Raw genomic sequence first — 16,359 nt, 5'->3', positions numbered from 1 at the left:
GCGTTGCTTGGCTTGGGCTGCTTTGCTTCAGGCAGCTCTTTCTTTTCCTTGCCGCACGATCTGCTCGATGAGCCGGTGCGTGGCCAGGGCTTCCTCGCCCGTCACCGTGGGCGGCCGGCCCTCGGCCACCGCACCAAAGAAGTCCCGGTGCAGGGCGATGTGCGCATCGGGCGAAAAATCCATGATCGAATCGCCGCTGCCCGATTTCGCCTCGCCCTCCACGGCCTCGCTGCGCCCGTCGTGGTACTGCACGCGCAGGGTGCCGCCCTCCAGCGTGGCCGTGGCATGGCGGCACACCAGCTCCAGCACCTCGGCGCGGCCCGGGTACATCGCAGTGGTAGCCACCAGTACACCCGGCGCGCCATTGCCCAGGGTGAGCAGGGCGCTGGCAAAGTCTTCGGTCTCCATGGTGTGGATGGCCGTGGTCGCAATCTGCGAGGCCACCACGGCCCGCACCCTCACCAGGCTGCGGAACAGGTCGATCGCATGGATGGCCTGGGTGAGCAGCACACCGCCGCCATCGCGCGCCAGCGTGCCGCGTCCGGCCTTGGCGTAGTAGCCCTCTTGCGAGCGCCACCAGGGCACCTGCAGCACGGCGCTCTGCACGGCACCCAGAGCGCCCGAATCCAGCAACTGCTTCAGGCGCTGCGCCCCCGGCCGAAAGCGGTGCTGCAGCACCACGCCCAGGTGCACACCGTGTGCCGTGGCCCGGCCCACCAGTTCCTCGGCCCGGGCCAGGGTCACGTCCAGCGGCTTTTCTACCAGGGTGTGCTTGCCGGCCGCCAGTGCCGCCGCCGCAATCTCCAGGTGGGTATAGGCCGGTGTCGCCACAATGACGGCCTCCACCAATGGGTCGGCCAGAATCTCCTGCAGGTCGGCCGTCACCCGGGTGCTCGGCGGCACCGCCGCCCGGGCCTTGTCGGGGTTGCTGCGGGCCAGGGCCCAGCGCAGGTCCACACTGTCGGCCAGCGTGGCCAGGCTCTGCAGGTGCGGCTCGGAGCCCGGGCCCACGCCCAGCAGGGCAATGCCCAACGTCTTCGTGCTCATGCGGCGGCCCCCTTCTGCGTGGCCAGGGCATCCGCCTCCAGCGCCAGCCGGCTCACGGCAAACACATGGTCCTGCGGCACGGCCTTGTCCGTGCGGTTCTGCACATCGGCCACCAGATCGCGGAAGAAGGTGATGGGCTCCCGGCTGCAGTCGATGTGCCGCGTGCCGGTGCGGTCGCACAGAAACAGGTGCTCGCCCCCGGCACGCCCTTCGATGTCCACATACTTGCGGATCTCGATGGACCCCTCGGTGCCGCCAATGAACAGACGCCCATCGCCCCAGGTGGGCAGGCCGTCCGGCGTGAACCAGTCCACGCGGATATAGCCACGCGCTGCGTTGTCGCGCGATGCCAGCGCAATCTCGCCAAAGTCCTGAAAGCTGGCCGGCGTGGCCTGCCCGATGTGCGAGTGCACGGCATGGGCCACCGTGGCATCGGTCGAACCCGTGAGCACCAAAAACTGGTCAATCTGGTGCGAGGCAATGTCCACCAGAATGCCGCCATAGGTCGTCGTGTCGAAGAACCAGGCCGGCCGCGTGGCCGCGTTCAGCCGGTGCGGGCCCATGCTCAGCGTGTGGAACACCTGGCCCAGCGCGCCTTGCTGCACCAGTTTGTGCGCCATGGCCACCGAGGGCACGATGTGCCGCTCCGAAAAGCAGATGGCAAACAGGCGCCCCGTCTCACGCACCGCCGCCTGCACCGCCGCCAGTTGCTCGAAGCTGGTCACCCCCGGCTTGTCGGTCAGCACATCCTTGCCGCGCCGCATGGCCTGCACCGCCAGCGGTGCGCGCAGCGACGGTACATCGGCCGTCACGATCAGTTGGATGGAATCGTCATCGAGCAGCGCCTCGGCCGAGTCCACCGCCTTCAGGGTTGGAAAGCGCGATTGCACACCCTGCAGCACCAGCGGGTCGGCACGCGAGGTGGCATACCCGGCGCAGATGGCGCCCGCGTCCAGCAGGCCCTGGATGAGGTGGTACACATGGCGGTGCTCGATGCCCACCACGCCAAAGCGGACCGTCATGGCGCCACCTCGGGCAGGGTTTCGAAGGGGCCGCGGGTCACGAACGGCCCGCCCTGAAAACGCGCCTCCGGCGAGCCGGGCAGGGCGGCCGGCAGCGCGGCACTGCTGTCCTTGAAGGCGGCAGAGGTATCCTGCGGTTCAAACCCTAGGCGCGCCGCCTTGGCATTGCTCCACCAGACAGACGGATTGTCTGAAACGCCATAGGCGATCAGGTGGCCTACATCCGGTGCCAGCAGCGAGCGGCCGACCAGCGCCTCCAGGTCGCCAAAGCTCAGCCAGGTCGAGAGCATGCGCTGGTCCTTGGGCGCGGCATAGGCACTGCCGATGCGCAGGCACACCGTCTCGATGCCATAGCGGTCAAAGTAAAAGCGCGACAGGTCTTCGCCGAAGGCCTTGGAGATGCCGTAGTAGCCATCGGGCCGGCGCTCGCAGTCGGTCTGCAGATGCTCGCTCTGCGGGTGGAAACCCACCACATGGTTCGAGCTGGCAAACACCACCCGCTTCACGCCATGCCGGCGCGCACCTTCGTACAGATGAAACGTGCCGCGGATGTTCGACTCGATGATCTCCTCGAACGGCCGCTCCACCGAAATGCCGCCCAGGTGCACGATGGCGTCGCACCCCGCCACCAGCGCATCGGTACCCGCCTTGTCGGCCAGGTCGCAGACAACGACCTCATCGCTGCCGGACTCCTCCATGGGCTGGATATCTGAAACCCGCAGGACCGAGGCATGGCCCCGCATCGCTGGCCGCAGCACGCGGCCGAGCGCGCCTGCTGCGCCCGTCAACAGCAGGCGCTTGAATGGACGTGAACTCAATGTTGTCTCCGTGTTCTTGTGTGACCTGCATCGCAGTGTTCACCGACACACGAGAAACGTCCATTTCCAATTTCGTTCAACTCCATACCTTTTCGGTAAGGAGTCTCCGAGAGTCAATCCGCGCCAGCGGCGCTGTAGGTTCGCACTGTCTCCAGCATCCGCGCGAGCAGCGGCGATGCTTCGTCCTTGCGATAAAAGCAGTACAAATCCATGGTCGCCTCGCCACGGGCCGCCACCAGTGGCACATAGCGCACGCCAGGGAACTGCACGCTCAGCATGGAGTAGGGCACCACCGTCAGGCAGTTGCTGAACGCGGTCAGCATCGTGGCCATGACCACATCGCTGGTCTGCGTGGCGATCTGCGGCTCGAAGCCTTCTTCGGCGCACAGCCGCAGCAGCGTGGCCGTGGCCGAGGGGGACGAACCCACCGCCAGCGCATGGTTGCGCAGCAGAGAGACGGGAACCTTCTTGCGCCGCGCCAGCGGGTGGCTGTCGGCCATGGCCACCCACAGCGGCTCGCTGGCCACGCGCTCCACCTGCAGGTCGCTGTCGGCCGGCAACAACCGCTCGAACACGATCAGCACCCGGCCCTGCCGCAGGGCAGACACCTGCTGCGGCGTCTGCGCGTGGTACAGCGCAATCTCCACATCGGGGTTCTCGCGCGAGAACCGCGCCAAGATGTTCGGCACGATGCCGAAGATCGCCGAGCCATACACCCCCACATCCAGCCGCCCCAACTTGCCGAGTGCCGCCCGGTGCGCCCGGTCCGCCGCCTGGTCCACCATGCCGAAGATGGCCCGCGCATCGCGCAGCAGCGTCTCGCCCGCATGGGTCAGCACCATACCGCGGGGCGTGCGCTCGAAGAGCTGCGCACCGACCTCGGCCTCCAGGGCCTTGATCTGGCGGGTGAGCGGGGGTTGGGAGAGGTGCAGTCGCTCGGCGGCACGGCCGAGGTGGCGTTCTTCCGCTACGGCTACGAAATAGGTTAGGCGGCGGAGGTCCATGGGGCGTTCAAGCGACAAGATACCGCTGCATTCTGACTGGCCTGCTTGTTGTGACCGGCTCTGGCTAGAAGTCTCTTTTAAGGCGGCTACACAGAGCCCAAGGCTGGTGTCAGTCGATACATTCTCGTGCACTGCTCCTTGGCGAGAAAACTGTTCTAGATGGAGGGCGGACTTTCGTCATCAGACGGAGGCCCTGAAGCGTCATCTTGGACTGGCGGAGAAATTGGCACTTGGAAATATGGAATAAGAGGTGGATTTTCTGGGTCGCCAGGAGCCATGTGGCGACTCTTAACGTTCAACTGCGCTTCAGTTGGAGGTTCAGGGAACTCTTTGTCGATAAAGATGAACTGGGTCTTTGCAAGTTCAGTGCCCGCAAGCTCGTAGACCATTCCGAAAAATGATTTGAAAATCTCTTGGTTTTCCCGCTCGCTCAGATTCTTCATCGCTGAGTCGACTATGAGCAGTGTCGGAAGTGCTGTAGCACGGGTTGCGGCGAAGCGATGTAGCGCGATGACAAAACATGCTTTGAATATGCATTTCATGCCGCCACTACCCATGTTGGCGAAGGACGTTACTGCGACATCTTCAACTCCGTCTTGCATGACTTCCGGCCAAAAGCTCCTTCGGTCAATCTTGACCATATGAGTGCGTGTGATGCCAGGAAATTTAGCGCGAAGTAGGCAGTCATGGAACAACGTCTCCAACTGCTCAATGCTTCTCAAGTCTTTGTACGCTTCCGCGCGCAGACCATTCAACTGGGTCTGCAGTTCCGCTTCTTCTGTGGAAAGGGCTTCGACATCTTCGAGAAAGCTCGCGAGCTTTTCGGGTAGCTTTCGCAGCCTCAGCAACGTGTTGACCTTCTGCTCAATGGTCGTAGCGCGGCGTTCGGTCTCTACAGCGCGGGACAGGTAAGCCGAGTCATACTCTCGCATACGCTGGCTGAGGCCATGGTCTACTGACGCTTTCCTCCGGATGGCGTTGTCCAAGCGGATGGTCGTTCGACTTTTCTGGGTTTCCAGACCGGCCTGAGTTTCCATTAGCTCGCTAAGCCGTGCCCGAAGGTCTGTTTGAAGGACCTGTTCATTGAGATGTTCGTGCGTGCCCGTGTCAGCAGATTCATCTTGTCCACAAACAGCGCATTGGCTGGGCAATCTTGACGGCAGGTGTTGATTGCAGCGTGGGCAGTCTTGAAAGTCCACGGCTGCCAATACTGCTCGTGCAGACTTAGTGCGACTATACCGAATGGTTAGCATCTTCAGTTCGCTGATGAGTGCCCCCGTTTCCTGCAAACGCTTGTGAACAGAATCGAGTTGAGCCTCGTGGCCTGCAATTTCATGTGCAAGCGTACGCGCCTCCTCCCGCAACGTATCGACGGCGTGTTGTCCTTGCTGCAGTAGGGCATTGGCATCGGCTCGAGTTTTGAGAGCGTGTGCTCGAATTTGGTCAGCCTCTGCCCTTAGCTCTTCAACTTGCGAGTCTATTTCGATTTCAGTTTCAAACCCCTCATCTTTCAAGAAGGTCGCGAGGGCATGAGCGGACTGCTTAGCAGCAAGGCGACGCTCATGGATGCCCTGAATCCGAGCCTCCAGCGCCGCAACCCGGTCTTGGTGATAGCCAAGAAAAAGTCTCATCGTATCGACGCTCTTGGAGCGTCGATAGACATCTGCAGTTGCTTCTAGCCTGAAGAAGTCACTGTCGATGTAGTCTTGGTCGAGATAGCAGAAGTGATAGACGTCGCGAAAACTTAATCGCTCTAGCCGTTGACGGTCTCCCCCGCGTCCCTTACGAACCATTGGCGGTGGAATTTCGGCAAGAACGAACAGCAAGTCAGAAAGAACCTGGATTTGCGAGTCCTCAATGACCAGCCCGTCAGGACGGCGGGCAGGGAGCAGCACTTGCTCAATTTGCTCTCCGTCTAGCCAAGTAGCTATGACCGTTGTGCTTCCCTTCTGCCGGTGAATGGTTAAATCCTTGCCCGCCAACTCGAGCGACAACGCCGCTTCTATAAACTCCGTTTGCAATGCATAAGTCCACTCAACGTTGCCTCCAAAGCAGTAGTCGATAAGCCGTGCAATGCTTGACTTTCCCGCTCCAATTTTCCCCCAGAAGAAATTGAACCTGTCGAACTCAATGGTTTCGGTTGCGTGCCTGAAGACTAGGCGGAGCGACTTCAAATAGAGATTCATACGCCGATGGGTTCTCCCCATTTCATGGTTTCGATTTCAGGGAACGTCTGCTGGAAAAATAACGACAGTGCCTTGCCGCTGTGGCTGCCGAAAGCTCCGGAAATTAAGCGCGCGCGCTGCGCCAAGTCTCCAAGCGCTACGTCTTGTGCCAATGCTACGGCCGCGACTCTTCCAAGGTCCGTGGTGTGCAAGATGACCGTGCGACCGTGCGCCGACATATGTACCAAGCGCTTCGCCACGAGTAGAGCAAGCCACCTTCGATACAAAGGGTCCCATGGTCCATATCTGAACCTGACCATCTTCGCTTCGATAGTGGTGCGCTCGAAAGATTGAACGATTGCCGTGTCTGAGTTTATTCCAACGGCTTCGAGTGCACGTTCCAAACATGTCGGGTAGCGCAGTAGGAAGTCCAGCTTCGCAAGTTTCGTAATTCCATCTACCGGCTTTGCGTTCTTGCCGCCCACTGCTGTTAGCAGCAAAAGCAGCCTCGCCATATGGAGATGGTCATCAAGCTCTGTGTAGGCGAGCGCACGTACAAGCTCAAACGCCATCGACTACCCCGCCATCGACTGGAAGGGGCTTGCCCCATGCAAAGTAACAACTTCCAGAGAGAAGTCCTGCCATACCTCGCAGTGTCTCAACCCGGACGTTGAAAACCTGTTCGCTATCCCCGTTGCTGAGTTCTTCAGTTCGAGCAAGGATTCGTCTGAAAATTTTTTGACCTCGAGTGTCTTCGGGGTCATCACCAAACTCAGCTTCGGCGTTTTGACACTCCACGACCATCACAGCTTCCAACTGGTTGAGCTTCCTCAAGCCGCGCTTTGGGTCTAGCAGCATCTCCTCCATCAGATGCTTTTCTGCAGATATTGCCTGAAGCCAAATGCTGCTGAATTGGCGCCCAACCCCACCGAGGTCCATCTTGCGGCGGAGTACTTCCTTCTGTCCTGACAACTTCCCGAGCTGAAGCTGCCCCTGGTCGTCATAAAGGAAGTTCTCACCTGGATGACGCATGAGAATCTGCTTGACTTCGTCCGCCGTAACCCTTTTCGCATCAATAGAAGCCATTTCGCGACCGTCAGGCGCCAACGGGGATGCCAGTAGCGATAGCGTCGAGGCATCTTTGATAGAGGCGTAGTGCAAACGTTGGTAGACCAGTTGCCCGGCCTCGCGAAGCCGAGGCATTGGGAGGTTTTTACACTCTGGCACTTCAGACACTATGGTTGCAAGCTGGTCCCTAAAAGCTTCCAGTTGTGGGCCTTTCTGAAACACCAACTTCTGCATCACGCGAAACACAACCCCAGGTTTGAAGCCAACAGCGTCGCTCAGTGCCTTCAGCGCCGCTTTGTACGGCTCAGTCACTCGCGCGAAAGATGACTTTTTCTTGCACTCGTCGATGAGGCGCATTGGGCTGGAAGCGAACGTTTCTGGCTTTTTTGTATTCGCCGTCGGCACGTAGGATTTGATATTGGAGAAAAGTACGTAGCAACGGATTTGGTCGCCGTATTCCTGTTCGAGCTTGCATTGCTTCCTTACAGCGTCTACGAAACCTTCGTGACTGCATTTCCAGCTAGACTCTGCATTGAGGGCCGTTTTTGATTGGATGGCGTCATATCGGCCATGGCCGCAATCGGCGAGCAGGTCATCGTGGTGCTCCATCCAGATGGAGTCGTAGTCGTTCTTGCCCGCTATCGCTCCACATAGGAGTACTACGGCTGCAGTGCACTGGTATGAGTATTGAAGTTGAGTGTCGTCGCCCTTATCAGTTTGAACGGTAGGCCTACCGTGTATTTGGCCCGGTAGGCCTAAAGGTATCGACTGAGACCGCGCTGCTATGGTCAATGACGTACTCCGTCTGTCGACATTGCTGAACTCCGATGGTTGGGAAAACACATCTCTTCGCTAAGGCCAACGCCGAGGCCTCTGCATGCCCACCTGCTCAAACGGAGGCGACAATGCAGTCGTAACGGACAATTCACGGAGCATAGTCGATTGCTCAAAAAGGTCGGAGACTTCACAATCAAGATACTCAGTGACAGCGGCCTGGATGTTTCATTTGGGTGCTAAGCCGCGCTCCTGGGGGCGGAGCCGACTGCTGCTATCAGCCTCGAGCGGTCGTCGACTTTCACTTCCCGAATGCCCGTTATTGGCCGTTAGCCGTCATCGTAACAGTGCTTGGACTTTGACCGAAACTGTTGTAGAGCGCTACCAATGAAAAAGCGCTCCTCGGAGCTCTCTCTTTGCAAGCCCTCAGGTTACCTATCACGCGCCGCCTGCAATTCCGCCTTGCTCGCCTTTCCCTAGTGCAACGTCAGCATGAGCAACAGCCGCGCCTTCTGCGGGCTCAGGTCACCCGCCATCACCGCACTCGCGTCGAACGTCGTCTTGCCGCCGCACTGAAAGCCATACAGCGGGTAGGTGCGGGCGTTAAATGACCACCGGCACGCCTTTGGACAGGGGGTATTTCGCCGCCTCAAACATCCAGACATTCATGTTGCCCATGCCCACGGCATAGTGTCCCGAGTTAGAGGTTCGTTGAATAGCGATGCGGATGGTGTTGAGCAGGTTGCGCGGCCGTCGACCCGTCAGCGCTTGGCCGAGAGCGGCGCCTTGCAGATCCCCCCCTGGCGCGGCGGCGGTGCCTGGCACACCAACACCATGCGGGCGGAGAAACTGCCATTGCCAATGCCGCTGGACGAGCCGCGCAGCCAGGGGGCTTGCTCGCGGACGCGGGCGAGCGCGGCCCTGGCGTCGGCGTCGCTGGCGCGGCCTTCGAGCAGCACCACGCCGCCCTCGCGCAGTTGCAGCCGGGTCAGGTCCACCTGGGGGCCCAGCAGGGGCAGCAGTTCGCCCCGAATCTGCTCCTCGGTGTAGGCACTACCGTTACCGCTGTTGCTGCCCGACAGGCAGATGCTGGGCTCGCCCGGCGCCTGGCAGGCCAGGTCGAACAGCACGCGAAAGGCCACCTGCGCACCCTGCGGGCGGGTAAAGGCCAGTTGGGTGTAGACCACGTCGGGTGAGCGGCCCAGCGACTGCACCAGTGTGCGCACGGTCGCCACATCGGGGGCCGTGCCTTCCATTGCACCACCGGCTTTGTGCAGGTTCACGGAGGCCAGTTCCACCCCGGGTGGCAGGTAGGGCCGAAAGCCGTCGGCCACCAACTGGCGCGGTGCGGTGGCCACCGGTGGGCTGGGCACCAGCGCTGCGGGCCCGGGGGATGATGGCAGTGCTGGTGATGGCCCAGCGCGGCCCAGCACCTCGTTGCGCAGGGCCAAGGCCTCGCGGCGGATCTCTGGCGTCAGCGCCATGGGGTGCACGCGGCTGGCGGGTATGTTCAGCGCGTCCAGCGGGCCATCGATCCAGATCGGGTAGAGCTCGGCCAGATTGCCGGGGGCGCGGGCGGGCTGGTAGTAGCCTGCCTTGGTGTCCGGGCCGATGCGGATGGAGTAGCGCGCCCTGGGTGCCAGGCTGGTCACGCCGATGTGCCGGGCGTGCACCTCATGGAACAGCATGGAGGTGCTGCTTTGGGCACTGCTCAGTTTCAGCCACTGCACCTGGCCGGTGCCACCGGCGAGTGCACCGGCGTTGGATTCCACGCTCAGCAAGCCCATCTTCACGTCCTGGAACCACACGCGCAGCTGCGAGCTGGGGTTGAAGAAGACGCGCATTGCCGGCTGCTCCACCCGGTCGAACAGATAGGTGGCACGGTCGCCACTGAGGAGAAAATAGTCCGCCGTGGCCACCTGCAGCGTGAAGCAGGGCGTGCCGCGGGCCTGTTGCTGTTGCTGCTGCTTCGCACCGCCGCGCATGCGCAGCACCACATCGCGCGGCACGGTCTTGTCGCCAGGTATGTAGTTGTCCTCGCCCACGTCCACCATGTCGCGCGGGCCGATCAGCCGGTTGTCTGGCCCCGAGATCACGCGCACCGTGCAGCCCTCGGCCACGATGCGCACCTGCCGCAGGTTGCCCAGTTGCCCCGAAGCGGGGTCCCACACCCGGTCGCGCGATTCGCGCACCAGGCGCGACTTTTCGATCAGGGTGTCCGGCATGTCGGGCAGGGGGGCTGCCGTGGCGGCCAGGCATGCACCCAAGGCCAGTGCCGTCAGGCCGGTGCGCAGGAAGGTGGGCGGACGCATGCCGGCATTGTGTGCCGTTCCCGGAGGTTCAGGCGGTGTCGGCGGGTCGCCCGGCGAGGTCGTAAAGAGGCTCAGAACTTCTGCGCCTCCGAGGAGCGCTTTTGTCGCTGCGCATCCAGTTCGGCCTCCACAGCGGCGTTGTCCGAAATGAGTACATACGACTCGTCAACTCGGTTCAAGCGTTCATACATGCTGATCGAGATTTTCTTGCCTCTCCACATGACGTCGCTGGCACTGAACTCTGCGCCTGCCTGCGTTTTCACTGTCTTGGCGGTTACCAATGTCGGTTCACCATAGCGATCTTTGAATGCCGACAAGAGACCGGCGAAATTCGATTGCGTCAACTCGATCGTGATTTTGCTGACCGCGCCGTTCTTCGAATGGACGAAGACCTTATAGCCGACGCCGACATCCGGAACGTTCGCCAGCCTGTATGTGCTCGACCCGCCCGAGCCAGTGGAGGTTAGATTCGGGTTGTAGCAGACCCCTTCCAACGACTTCATGGCGTTGTAGTTGAGCGTCTGGGTCTTGTAGTACTGGCCGATGGTCTCCATTGGGCAAGCGGGTACCGCGAATGGCTCGTTGAGCTTCACACCCAAGAAGGCTTCGGGCTCTTTTTCCCACACAGGAACTGAAGGCTCGGGTGCCGGTGCAGGGGCGGGCGCAGGCGCTTGAGCGGCGGCAGCGGGTGGGGGTGCAGGCTTCTTTTGTGCTGTTTGGGCATTTGCTGCACATGCCGCGACAGCGGCCAAAGCGATGAACAGTTGGCGCATGGACTTCTCCCTCTTTTGTCGAATTTGTCTAGCCAGTCATCCTATCTCGATGCAGGCAATTGGAATGTTCTGATAGGCCTCCATCGGCATATCTGCAGAAGCGGAGGTCACTCAAGAGATGCGCCCAGTTTCCTCAAACGGAAAGCGCACGCCTTCCGTCCCATCCACCCACGCATCCAGCTTGGGCATCACACCCTCGAACAGCGCCCCGGCCTGCCACTGCGCCAGCCAGCCCTGCAGCTTTGGCCAGGGCTGTGCCGCCCACCAGTCCGCATCGATCCCCGCAAACTGCCGCACAAACGGTGCAATCGCCATATCGGCCAGCGCGGCGTGCTGCCCAAACAGAAACGGTTGGCCCGCCAGCCGCGCCTCCAGCCCCTGCAGCCAGTCCACGGCCTGCACCCGCGCCTGGGCGCCATCGGCCTCGGGGTAGCGGTTGGGGTACTTGCACCGGTCCAGCGCCTGCTTGAAAGGGCCGTCGCATTCGGCGATCAGTGCCAGCATGGCGGGCTCGTCGCCCTGGCTGGGGCGCAGCCAGCCGGCGGGGTCGTTCCGGGCCAGGGCCCAGCGCATGATGTCCAGGCTCTGCTCCAACACCGTGCCATCGGGCAGCACCAGCACGGGCACCGTGGCCTTGGGCGATGCCTGCAGCAGGCCCTGGGGCTTGGCGCGCAGCACCACCTCGCGCAGCTCGCAGACCTGGCCGCTCACGGCCAGGGCCAGGCGGGCGCGCATGGCGTAGGGGCAGCGGCGGAAGGAATAGAGAACGGGCAGGGCGGTGGTGGTGCTCATGCAGGGTCGTCCTCCGCCCGGCTGCGGGGTGGCGTGCCGGGCTGGCGGGCGCCTATGTGCTCTTCGCCGCGCGCCTTGGCCAGTTGCATCTGCCGCTCGCGCTCGGCCAGGGCCTGCTCCTGCTCGGGCGTGCGGGTGCCGTGGCAATAGGGGCAGCTCACGCCGGCCACGTAGTGGGGCGAGGCCAGTTCGGCCGCGCCCAGGGGCATGCGGCAGGATCGGCACAGCTGGTGGTGGCCGGGGGCCAGGCCGTGGCCCACCGATACGCGCTCGTCAAAGACAAAGCAGTCGCCATGCCACAGGCTGTCTTCCTCGGGCACGGTCTCCAGGTACTTGAGGATGCCGCCTTCGAGGTGGTAGACCTCGTCGAAGCCTTGGGACTTGAGCAGCGCGGTGGACTTTTCGCAGCGGATGCCGCCGGTGCAGAACATGGCCACACGGGGCTTGCCGGCCAGGGCGCCGCCGGGTTGCGATTGTGCCGCCACCCAGGCCGGAAACTCGGCAAAGCTTTTGGTGTGGGGGTTGATGGCGCGCGCGAAGCTGCCGATGCCCACCTCATAGTCGTTGCGCGTGTCGACCACCACCACGGCGGGGTCGGCGATCAGGGAGTTCCAGTCCTCGGGCTTGACGTAGGTGCCGGCATTGCGCGCGGGGTTCAGCCCGGGCACGCCCAGAGTGACGATTTCGCGCTTGAGGCGCACGCGCATGCGGTAGAAGGGTTGGCGCTCGCCCACGGCCTCCTTGTGCTGCAGGGCGGCAAAGCGGGCATCGCTGCGCAGCCAGGCCAGCACGGCCTGCACGCCTTCGGGCGGGCCGGCAATGGTGCCGTTGATGCCCTCGGGCGCCAAGAGCAGCATGCCGCGCACACTGTGGGCGTCGCACAACGCCTGCAGCGGGTCGCGCAGGTCGGCAAAGTCCGGCAAATCAACGAACTGGTAGAGGGCGGCGGTAAGGAAGCGGGGCGTGACGGACTGCACGGAGCGGCTTGTAAAACTGGACAGAAAGGGCTGATGATAGCGGTCACTTTTGGTTACGATGGGCGGTCGCCAACGTTGCAGCCAGGGTCGCTTCATGAGCAAGGAATCCACCGTCCACCTTTTTCGCCGGCTTGAGCAGCTCAACGGCATTGGTGCGGCGCTTTCGCGCGAGCGCGACATCGACCGGCTGCTGGAGAACATTCTGGAGGCCGCCAAGGCCATCACCGGGGCCGATGGCGGCACCCTGTACAGCGTGACGGAGGAGGGCGATGCGCTGAAGTTCGAGATCGTGCGCACCGATTCGCTCGATATCCGCCTGGGCGGCACCACGGGGCGGCCCATCGATTTTCCGCAACTGCCGCTGCGCAATGCCGATGGCTCGCCCAACGATTCGCTGGTGGCGGCGTACGCGGCCATCCACGACCGCACGGTGAACGTGGGCGATGCCTACAGCGAAGAGGGCTTCGACTTCTCGGGCACGCGCCTGTTCGACCAGCGCACGGGCTACCGCTCCAAGTCGTTCCTCACGGTGCCCATGCGCAACCACGACCGCGAGCTCATCGGCGTGCTGCAGCTCATCAACGCGCGCGACCCCGAAACGGGCGAGGTGACCGAATTCTCCACGGCCGACCAGAGCCTGGCCGAGTCGCTGGCCTCGCAGGCGGCCATTGCGCTGACCAACCGGCTGCTCATCACCCAGCTCGAACGGCTGTTCGAGTCGTTCGTGAACCTGATCAACCTGGCCATCGACGAAAAATCGCCCTACACCGGCGGCCACTGCCAGCGCGTGCCGGCCCTGACCATGATGCTGGCCGAGGCCGTGAACGCCACGCAGGAAGGCCCGCTGGCCGGCTTCACCATGACCGAGCGCGACCGCTACGAGCTCAAGATGGCGGGCCTGCTGCACGACTGCGGCAAGATCACCACGCCCGTGCACGTGGTGGACAAGGCCACCAAGCTGCAGACCATCTACGACCGTATCGGCCTGGTGGACACGCGCTTCGAGGTGCTCAAGCGCGATGCCGAACTGGCCGCCCTGCGCCGCCAGCTGGCGCTGCGCCCGGTGGTGGACGCCGCGGCCGAGGCACAGGAGCTGCAGGGCCTGCAGCAAAGCATCCACACGCTGGAAGAAGAGCGCGAGTTCATGCGCCGCAGCAACCAGGGCGCCGAAGCCATGCGCGCCGAGGACCAGCAGCGCGTGCGCGACATCTCGGCCGCGCGCCAGTGGCGCAACCCGCAGGGCGTGCAGACCAGCTTTCTCACGGCCGAGGAGGTGGAGAACCTGACCATCCGCTCGGGCACGCTCACCCAGGGCGAGCGCGACACTGTCAATTACCACATCGTCGCCACCATCAAGATGCTGGAGACGCTGCCCTGGCCGCGCCACCTCAAGAACGTGCCCGAGTACGCGGGCGGCCACCACGAGCGCATGGACGGCAAGGGCTACCCGCGCGGCCTCACGCGCGACCAGATGTCGGTGCAGGCGCGCATGATGGGCATTGCCGACATCTTCGAGGCGCTGACCGCCGCCGACCGGCCGTACAAGAGCGGCATGACGCTGTCGCAGGCTCTTGCCATCATGTGCAAGATGCGCGACAACGGCCACATCGACCCCGACCTGTTCCAGGTGTTCGTGCGCGAGGGCGTGTATGCGCGCTATGGGCAGGAGTTTCTGGAGCCCAACCAGGTGGATGAGATCCCGGCCGAGGTCATTGCCAAGGCTTTGGGCGGCTGAAGCTCACCCCACCTGCGCTATCAGCCACCGGTGAAACGCTTCCATCGCCGGGCTGGGCGTGCGTGATTTGAGGCGCGTGAGCCAGTAGGCCCCGTGCTGCAGCTCCAGCGCAAACGGGCGCACCAGGCGGCCCTGCTGCAGCTCGCGCGTGAACATGCTCACCGGCAGCAGCGCCACGCCCGCACCCTGCACGGCGGCCTCGGCCAGGGTCAATGAAGAGTCGAACACGGCGCCGCGCACCACGGGGCAGGGGGCGCCTGCGGCGTCGAACCAGGCCGCCCATTCGTCCACGCGGTAGGTGCGCAGCAGGGGCTGGCGCGCCAGATCGGCCGGGTGGCGCAGGTGGTGGGCCAGGGCGGGGGCGCACATGGCCGTCATGGGGGCGTGCAAGATGCACTGCGCCTCGGTGCCATGCCAGGCGCCGTCGCCAAAGCGGATGGCGTAGTCCAGGCCCTCGCCGGCCATGTCCACCCGGTTGTTGTGCGTCAGCAGGCGCAGGTCCACGAAGGGGCAGGCCTGCTGAAAGTCGCGCAGCCGCGGCAGCAGCCAGCCCACGGCAAAGGTACCCACCACGCCCACGGTGAGCACCTCGCGCGGGCGCGTGTCGCTCATGTGCTCCAGGGCGGCTGCGATGCGTTCGAAGGCATCGCTGAGCACGGGCAGCAGGGCCTGGCCCTCGTCGGTGAGCGCCAGGCCCCGGGGCAGGCGGCGGAACAGCGGCTTGCCCAGCCGGTCCTCCAGGTTGCGGATGTGCTGGCTCACGGCCGTCTGGCTCACGTTGAGCTCGTCGGCGGCGCGCGTGAGGTTCAGGTGGCGGGCCGACACCTCGAAGGCCCGCAGGGCGTTGAGCGGCAGGTGCATGGGGAAAAAGTATCCAGAAGTTTTTCTTGGGTCTCGGGGCGATTATTGTCGATGGTGCTTTGCCAGCACTCTCGGTATCGTTGCACCCATTCCTGCCAACCACTCCAAGTAATCAAATGCAACGACGAGACCTTTTGACCGCCATCGGCCTTCTCCCCCTGGCCGCCTGGGCCCAGACCAGCCCGCAGAAAAACAGTGCCTCCGCAGCCGATACCGCCTGGAAGGCCGCGCTGGCACGCATCGAAGCCAGCGTGGGCGGGCGCGTGGGCGTGGCCGCGCTCGATACCCACACCGGCCGGCAGATCGCCCACCGGGGCGCAGAGCGCTTTCCCATGGCCAGCACCTTCAAGCTGCTGCTGGCCGCCCAGACCCTGCGCCGCGTGGACCAGGGCCACGACAAGCTGGACCGCCGCATCACCTACGCCAAGAAGGACCTGGTGGCCTACTCCCCCGTGACCGAGCCGCATGCCGACGGCGCGGGCCTCACGGTGGAAGAGCTGTGCGCAGGCACCATGACCCTGAGCGACAACACCGCCGCCAACCTGCTCTTGGCCAGCAACGGCGGCCCGCCAGCGCTGACGGCCTATGTGCGATCGCTGGGCGACAGCATCACGCGGCTGGACCGCATCGAGCCTGCGCTCAACGAGGCCAAGCCCGGCGACCCGCGCGATACCACCACGCCCGTGGCCATGGTGCATTGCATCCAGGCCCTGGCGCTGGGCCAAGCCCTGTCGCCCGCCTCGCGCGAAAAGCTGCAGGGCTGGCTGCTGGCCAACAAGACGGGCGACAAGCGCCTGCGCGCCCGCCTGCCCGAGGGCTGGAAGGCGGGCGAGAAGACCGGCACCGCATCGCGCGGCACCAGCAACGATGCGGGTGTGTTCTGGCCCCCGGAGCGCAAGCCCATCGTGGTGAGCTGCTACCTGACCGGCGGCGAGGCGCCGCCCGAGCAGCGCGACGCGGCCATGGCGGAGATCGGCGCGCTGGTGGCGCAGTGGGCACTGGCGGCGTAGG

At 63.5% G+C, this 16,359-nt stretch carries 14 protein-coding genes; 2 read left to right on the top strand and 12 right to left on the bottom strand.

The features are described 5' to 3' along the window. Nucleotides 1-27 precede the first annotated feature (27 nt). The 11 genes from HNP48_RS07195 to HNP48_RS07145 form a co-directional block, all read right to left on the bottom strand. Nucleotides 28-1,047, bottom strand: coding sequence for a Gfo/Idh/MocA family protein (locus HNP48_RS07195; RefSeq protein ID WP_184856203.1), 1,020 nt, complete (start codon nt 1,045-1,047; stop codon nt 28-30). After that, nucleotides 1,044-2,069 carry a Gfo/Idh/MocA family protein gene (locus tag HNP48_RS07190; protein WP_184856202.1) on the bottom strand — a complete coding sequence of 342 codons (1,026 nt, stop codon included), beginning with the start codon at nt 2,067-2,069 and terminating at the stop codon, nt 1,044-1,046. The genes HNP48_RS07195 and HNP48_RS07190 overlap by 4 nt, the downstream gene beginning before the upstream one ends. Continuing rightward, entirely contained in the window at nt 2,066-2,887 is an 822-nt protein-coding gene (locus HNP48_RS07185) for an NAD(P)-dependent oxidoreductase (protein ID WP_184856201.1), read from the bottom strand. Before HNP48_RS07185 ends, HNP48_RS07190 begins: the two co-directional genes overlap by 4 nt. Nucleotides 2,888-3,000: 113 nt before the next feature. Further along, complete coding sequence (locus HNP48_RS07180; RefSeq protein WP_184856200.1) at nt 3,001-3,891, bottom strand: LysR substrate-binding domain-containing protein; 891 nt, start codon at nt 3,889-3,891, stop codon at nt 3,001-3,003. A gap of 155 nt (nt 3,892-4,046) precedes the next feature. Next, a complete protein-coding gene (locus tag HNP48_RS07175) occupies nt 4,047-6,077 on the bottom strand; it encodes a hypothetical protein (RefSeq protein ID WP_184856199.1) in 2,031 nt (676 codons plus the stop codon). Next, complete coding sequence (locus tag HNP48_RS07170) at nt 6,074-6,628, bottom strand: hypothetical protein (protein ID WP_184856198.1); 555 nt, start codon at nt 6,626-6,628, stop codon at nt 6,074-6,076. The genes HNP48_RS07175 and HNP48_RS07170 overlap by 4 nt, the downstream gene beginning before the upstream one ends. After that, nucleotides 6,618-7,967 (bottom strand): dsDNA nuclease domain-containing protein, encoded by a 1,350-nt coding sequence (locus HNP48_RS07165; RefSeq protein ID WP_311773811.1) that lies wholly within the window; start codon nt 7,965-7,967, stop codon nt 6,618-6,620. The genes HNP48_RS07170 and HNP48_RS07165 overlap by 11 nt, the downstream gene beginning before the upstream one ends. Nucleotides 7,968-8,659: 692 nt before the next feature. Next, a complete protein-coding gene (locus HNP48_RS07160; protein ID WP_184856196.1) occupies nt 8,660-10,210 on the bottom strand; it encodes a hypothetical protein in 1,551 nt (516 codons plus the stop codon). 71 nt (nt 10,211-10,281) lie between these two features. After that, nucleotides 10,282-10,983 (bottom strand): hypothetical protein, encoded by a 702-nt coding sequence (locus HNP48_RS07155; protein WP_184856195.1) that lies wholly within the window; start codon nt 10,981-10,983, stop codon nt 10,282-10,284. A gap of 111 nt (nt 10,984-11,094) precedes the next feature. Further along, nucleotides 11,095-11,775: a glutathione S-transferase gene (locus tag HNP48_RS07150; RefSeq protein WP_184856194.1), complete on the bottom strand. Its 681-nt coding sequence runs from the start codon at nt 11,773-11,775 to the stop codon at nt 11,095-11,097. Further along, nucleotides 11,772-12,752, bottom strand: a complete 981-nt coding sequence (locus HNP48_RS07145) for a rhodanese-related sulfurtransferase (protein WP_184856193.1) — start codon at nt 12,750-12,752, stop codon at nt 11,772-11,774. Before HNP48_RS07145 ends, HNP48_RS07150 begins: the two co-directional genes overlap by 4 nt. A 94-nt stretch (nt 12,753-12,846) precedes the next feature. On the opposite strand from HNP48_RS07145, the gene HNP48_RS07140 reads away from it, so the two are divergent. After that, nucleotides 12,847-14,487 carry an HD family phosphohydrolase gene (locus HNP48_RS07140; RefSeq protein WP_184856192.1) on the top strand — a complete coding sequence of 547 codons (1,641 nt, stop codon included), beginning with the start codon at nt 12,847-12,849 and terminating at the stop codon, nt 14,485-14,487. A gap of 3 nt (nt 14,488-14,490) precedes the next feature. Here the strand turns inward: HNP48_RS07140 and HNP48_RS07135 are convergent, their stop codons facing one another. Then, nucleotides 14,491-15,348 carry a LysR family transcriptional regulator gene (locus tag HNP48_RS07135; protein ID WP_184856191.1) on the bottom strand — a complete coding sequence of 286 codons (858 nt, stop codon included), beginning with the start codon at nt 15,346-15,348 and terminating at the stop codon, nt 14,491-14,493. Between the two features lie 116 nt (nt 15,349-15,464). On the opposite strand from HNP48_RS07135, the gene bla reads away from it, so the two are divergent. Beyond that, nucleotides 15,465-16,358, top strand: a complete 894-nt coding sequence (bla, locus tag HNP48_RS07130) for a class A beta-lactamase (protein ID WP_184856190.1) — start codon at nt 15,465-15,467, stop codon at nt 16,356-16,358. Nucleotide 16,359: the final 1 nt, after the last annotated feature.

Origin of the sequence: Acidovorax soli (assembly GCF_014207955.1) — a bacterium.
Taxonomy (GTDB): domain Bacteria; phylum Pseudomonadota; class Gammaproteobacteria; order Burkholderiales; family Burkholderiaceae_C; genus Acidovorax; species Acidovorax soli_A.
The sequence above is the reverse complement of the archived record's forward strand: the minus strand, read 5'-3'. Positions and strand labels throughout refer to the sequence as shown.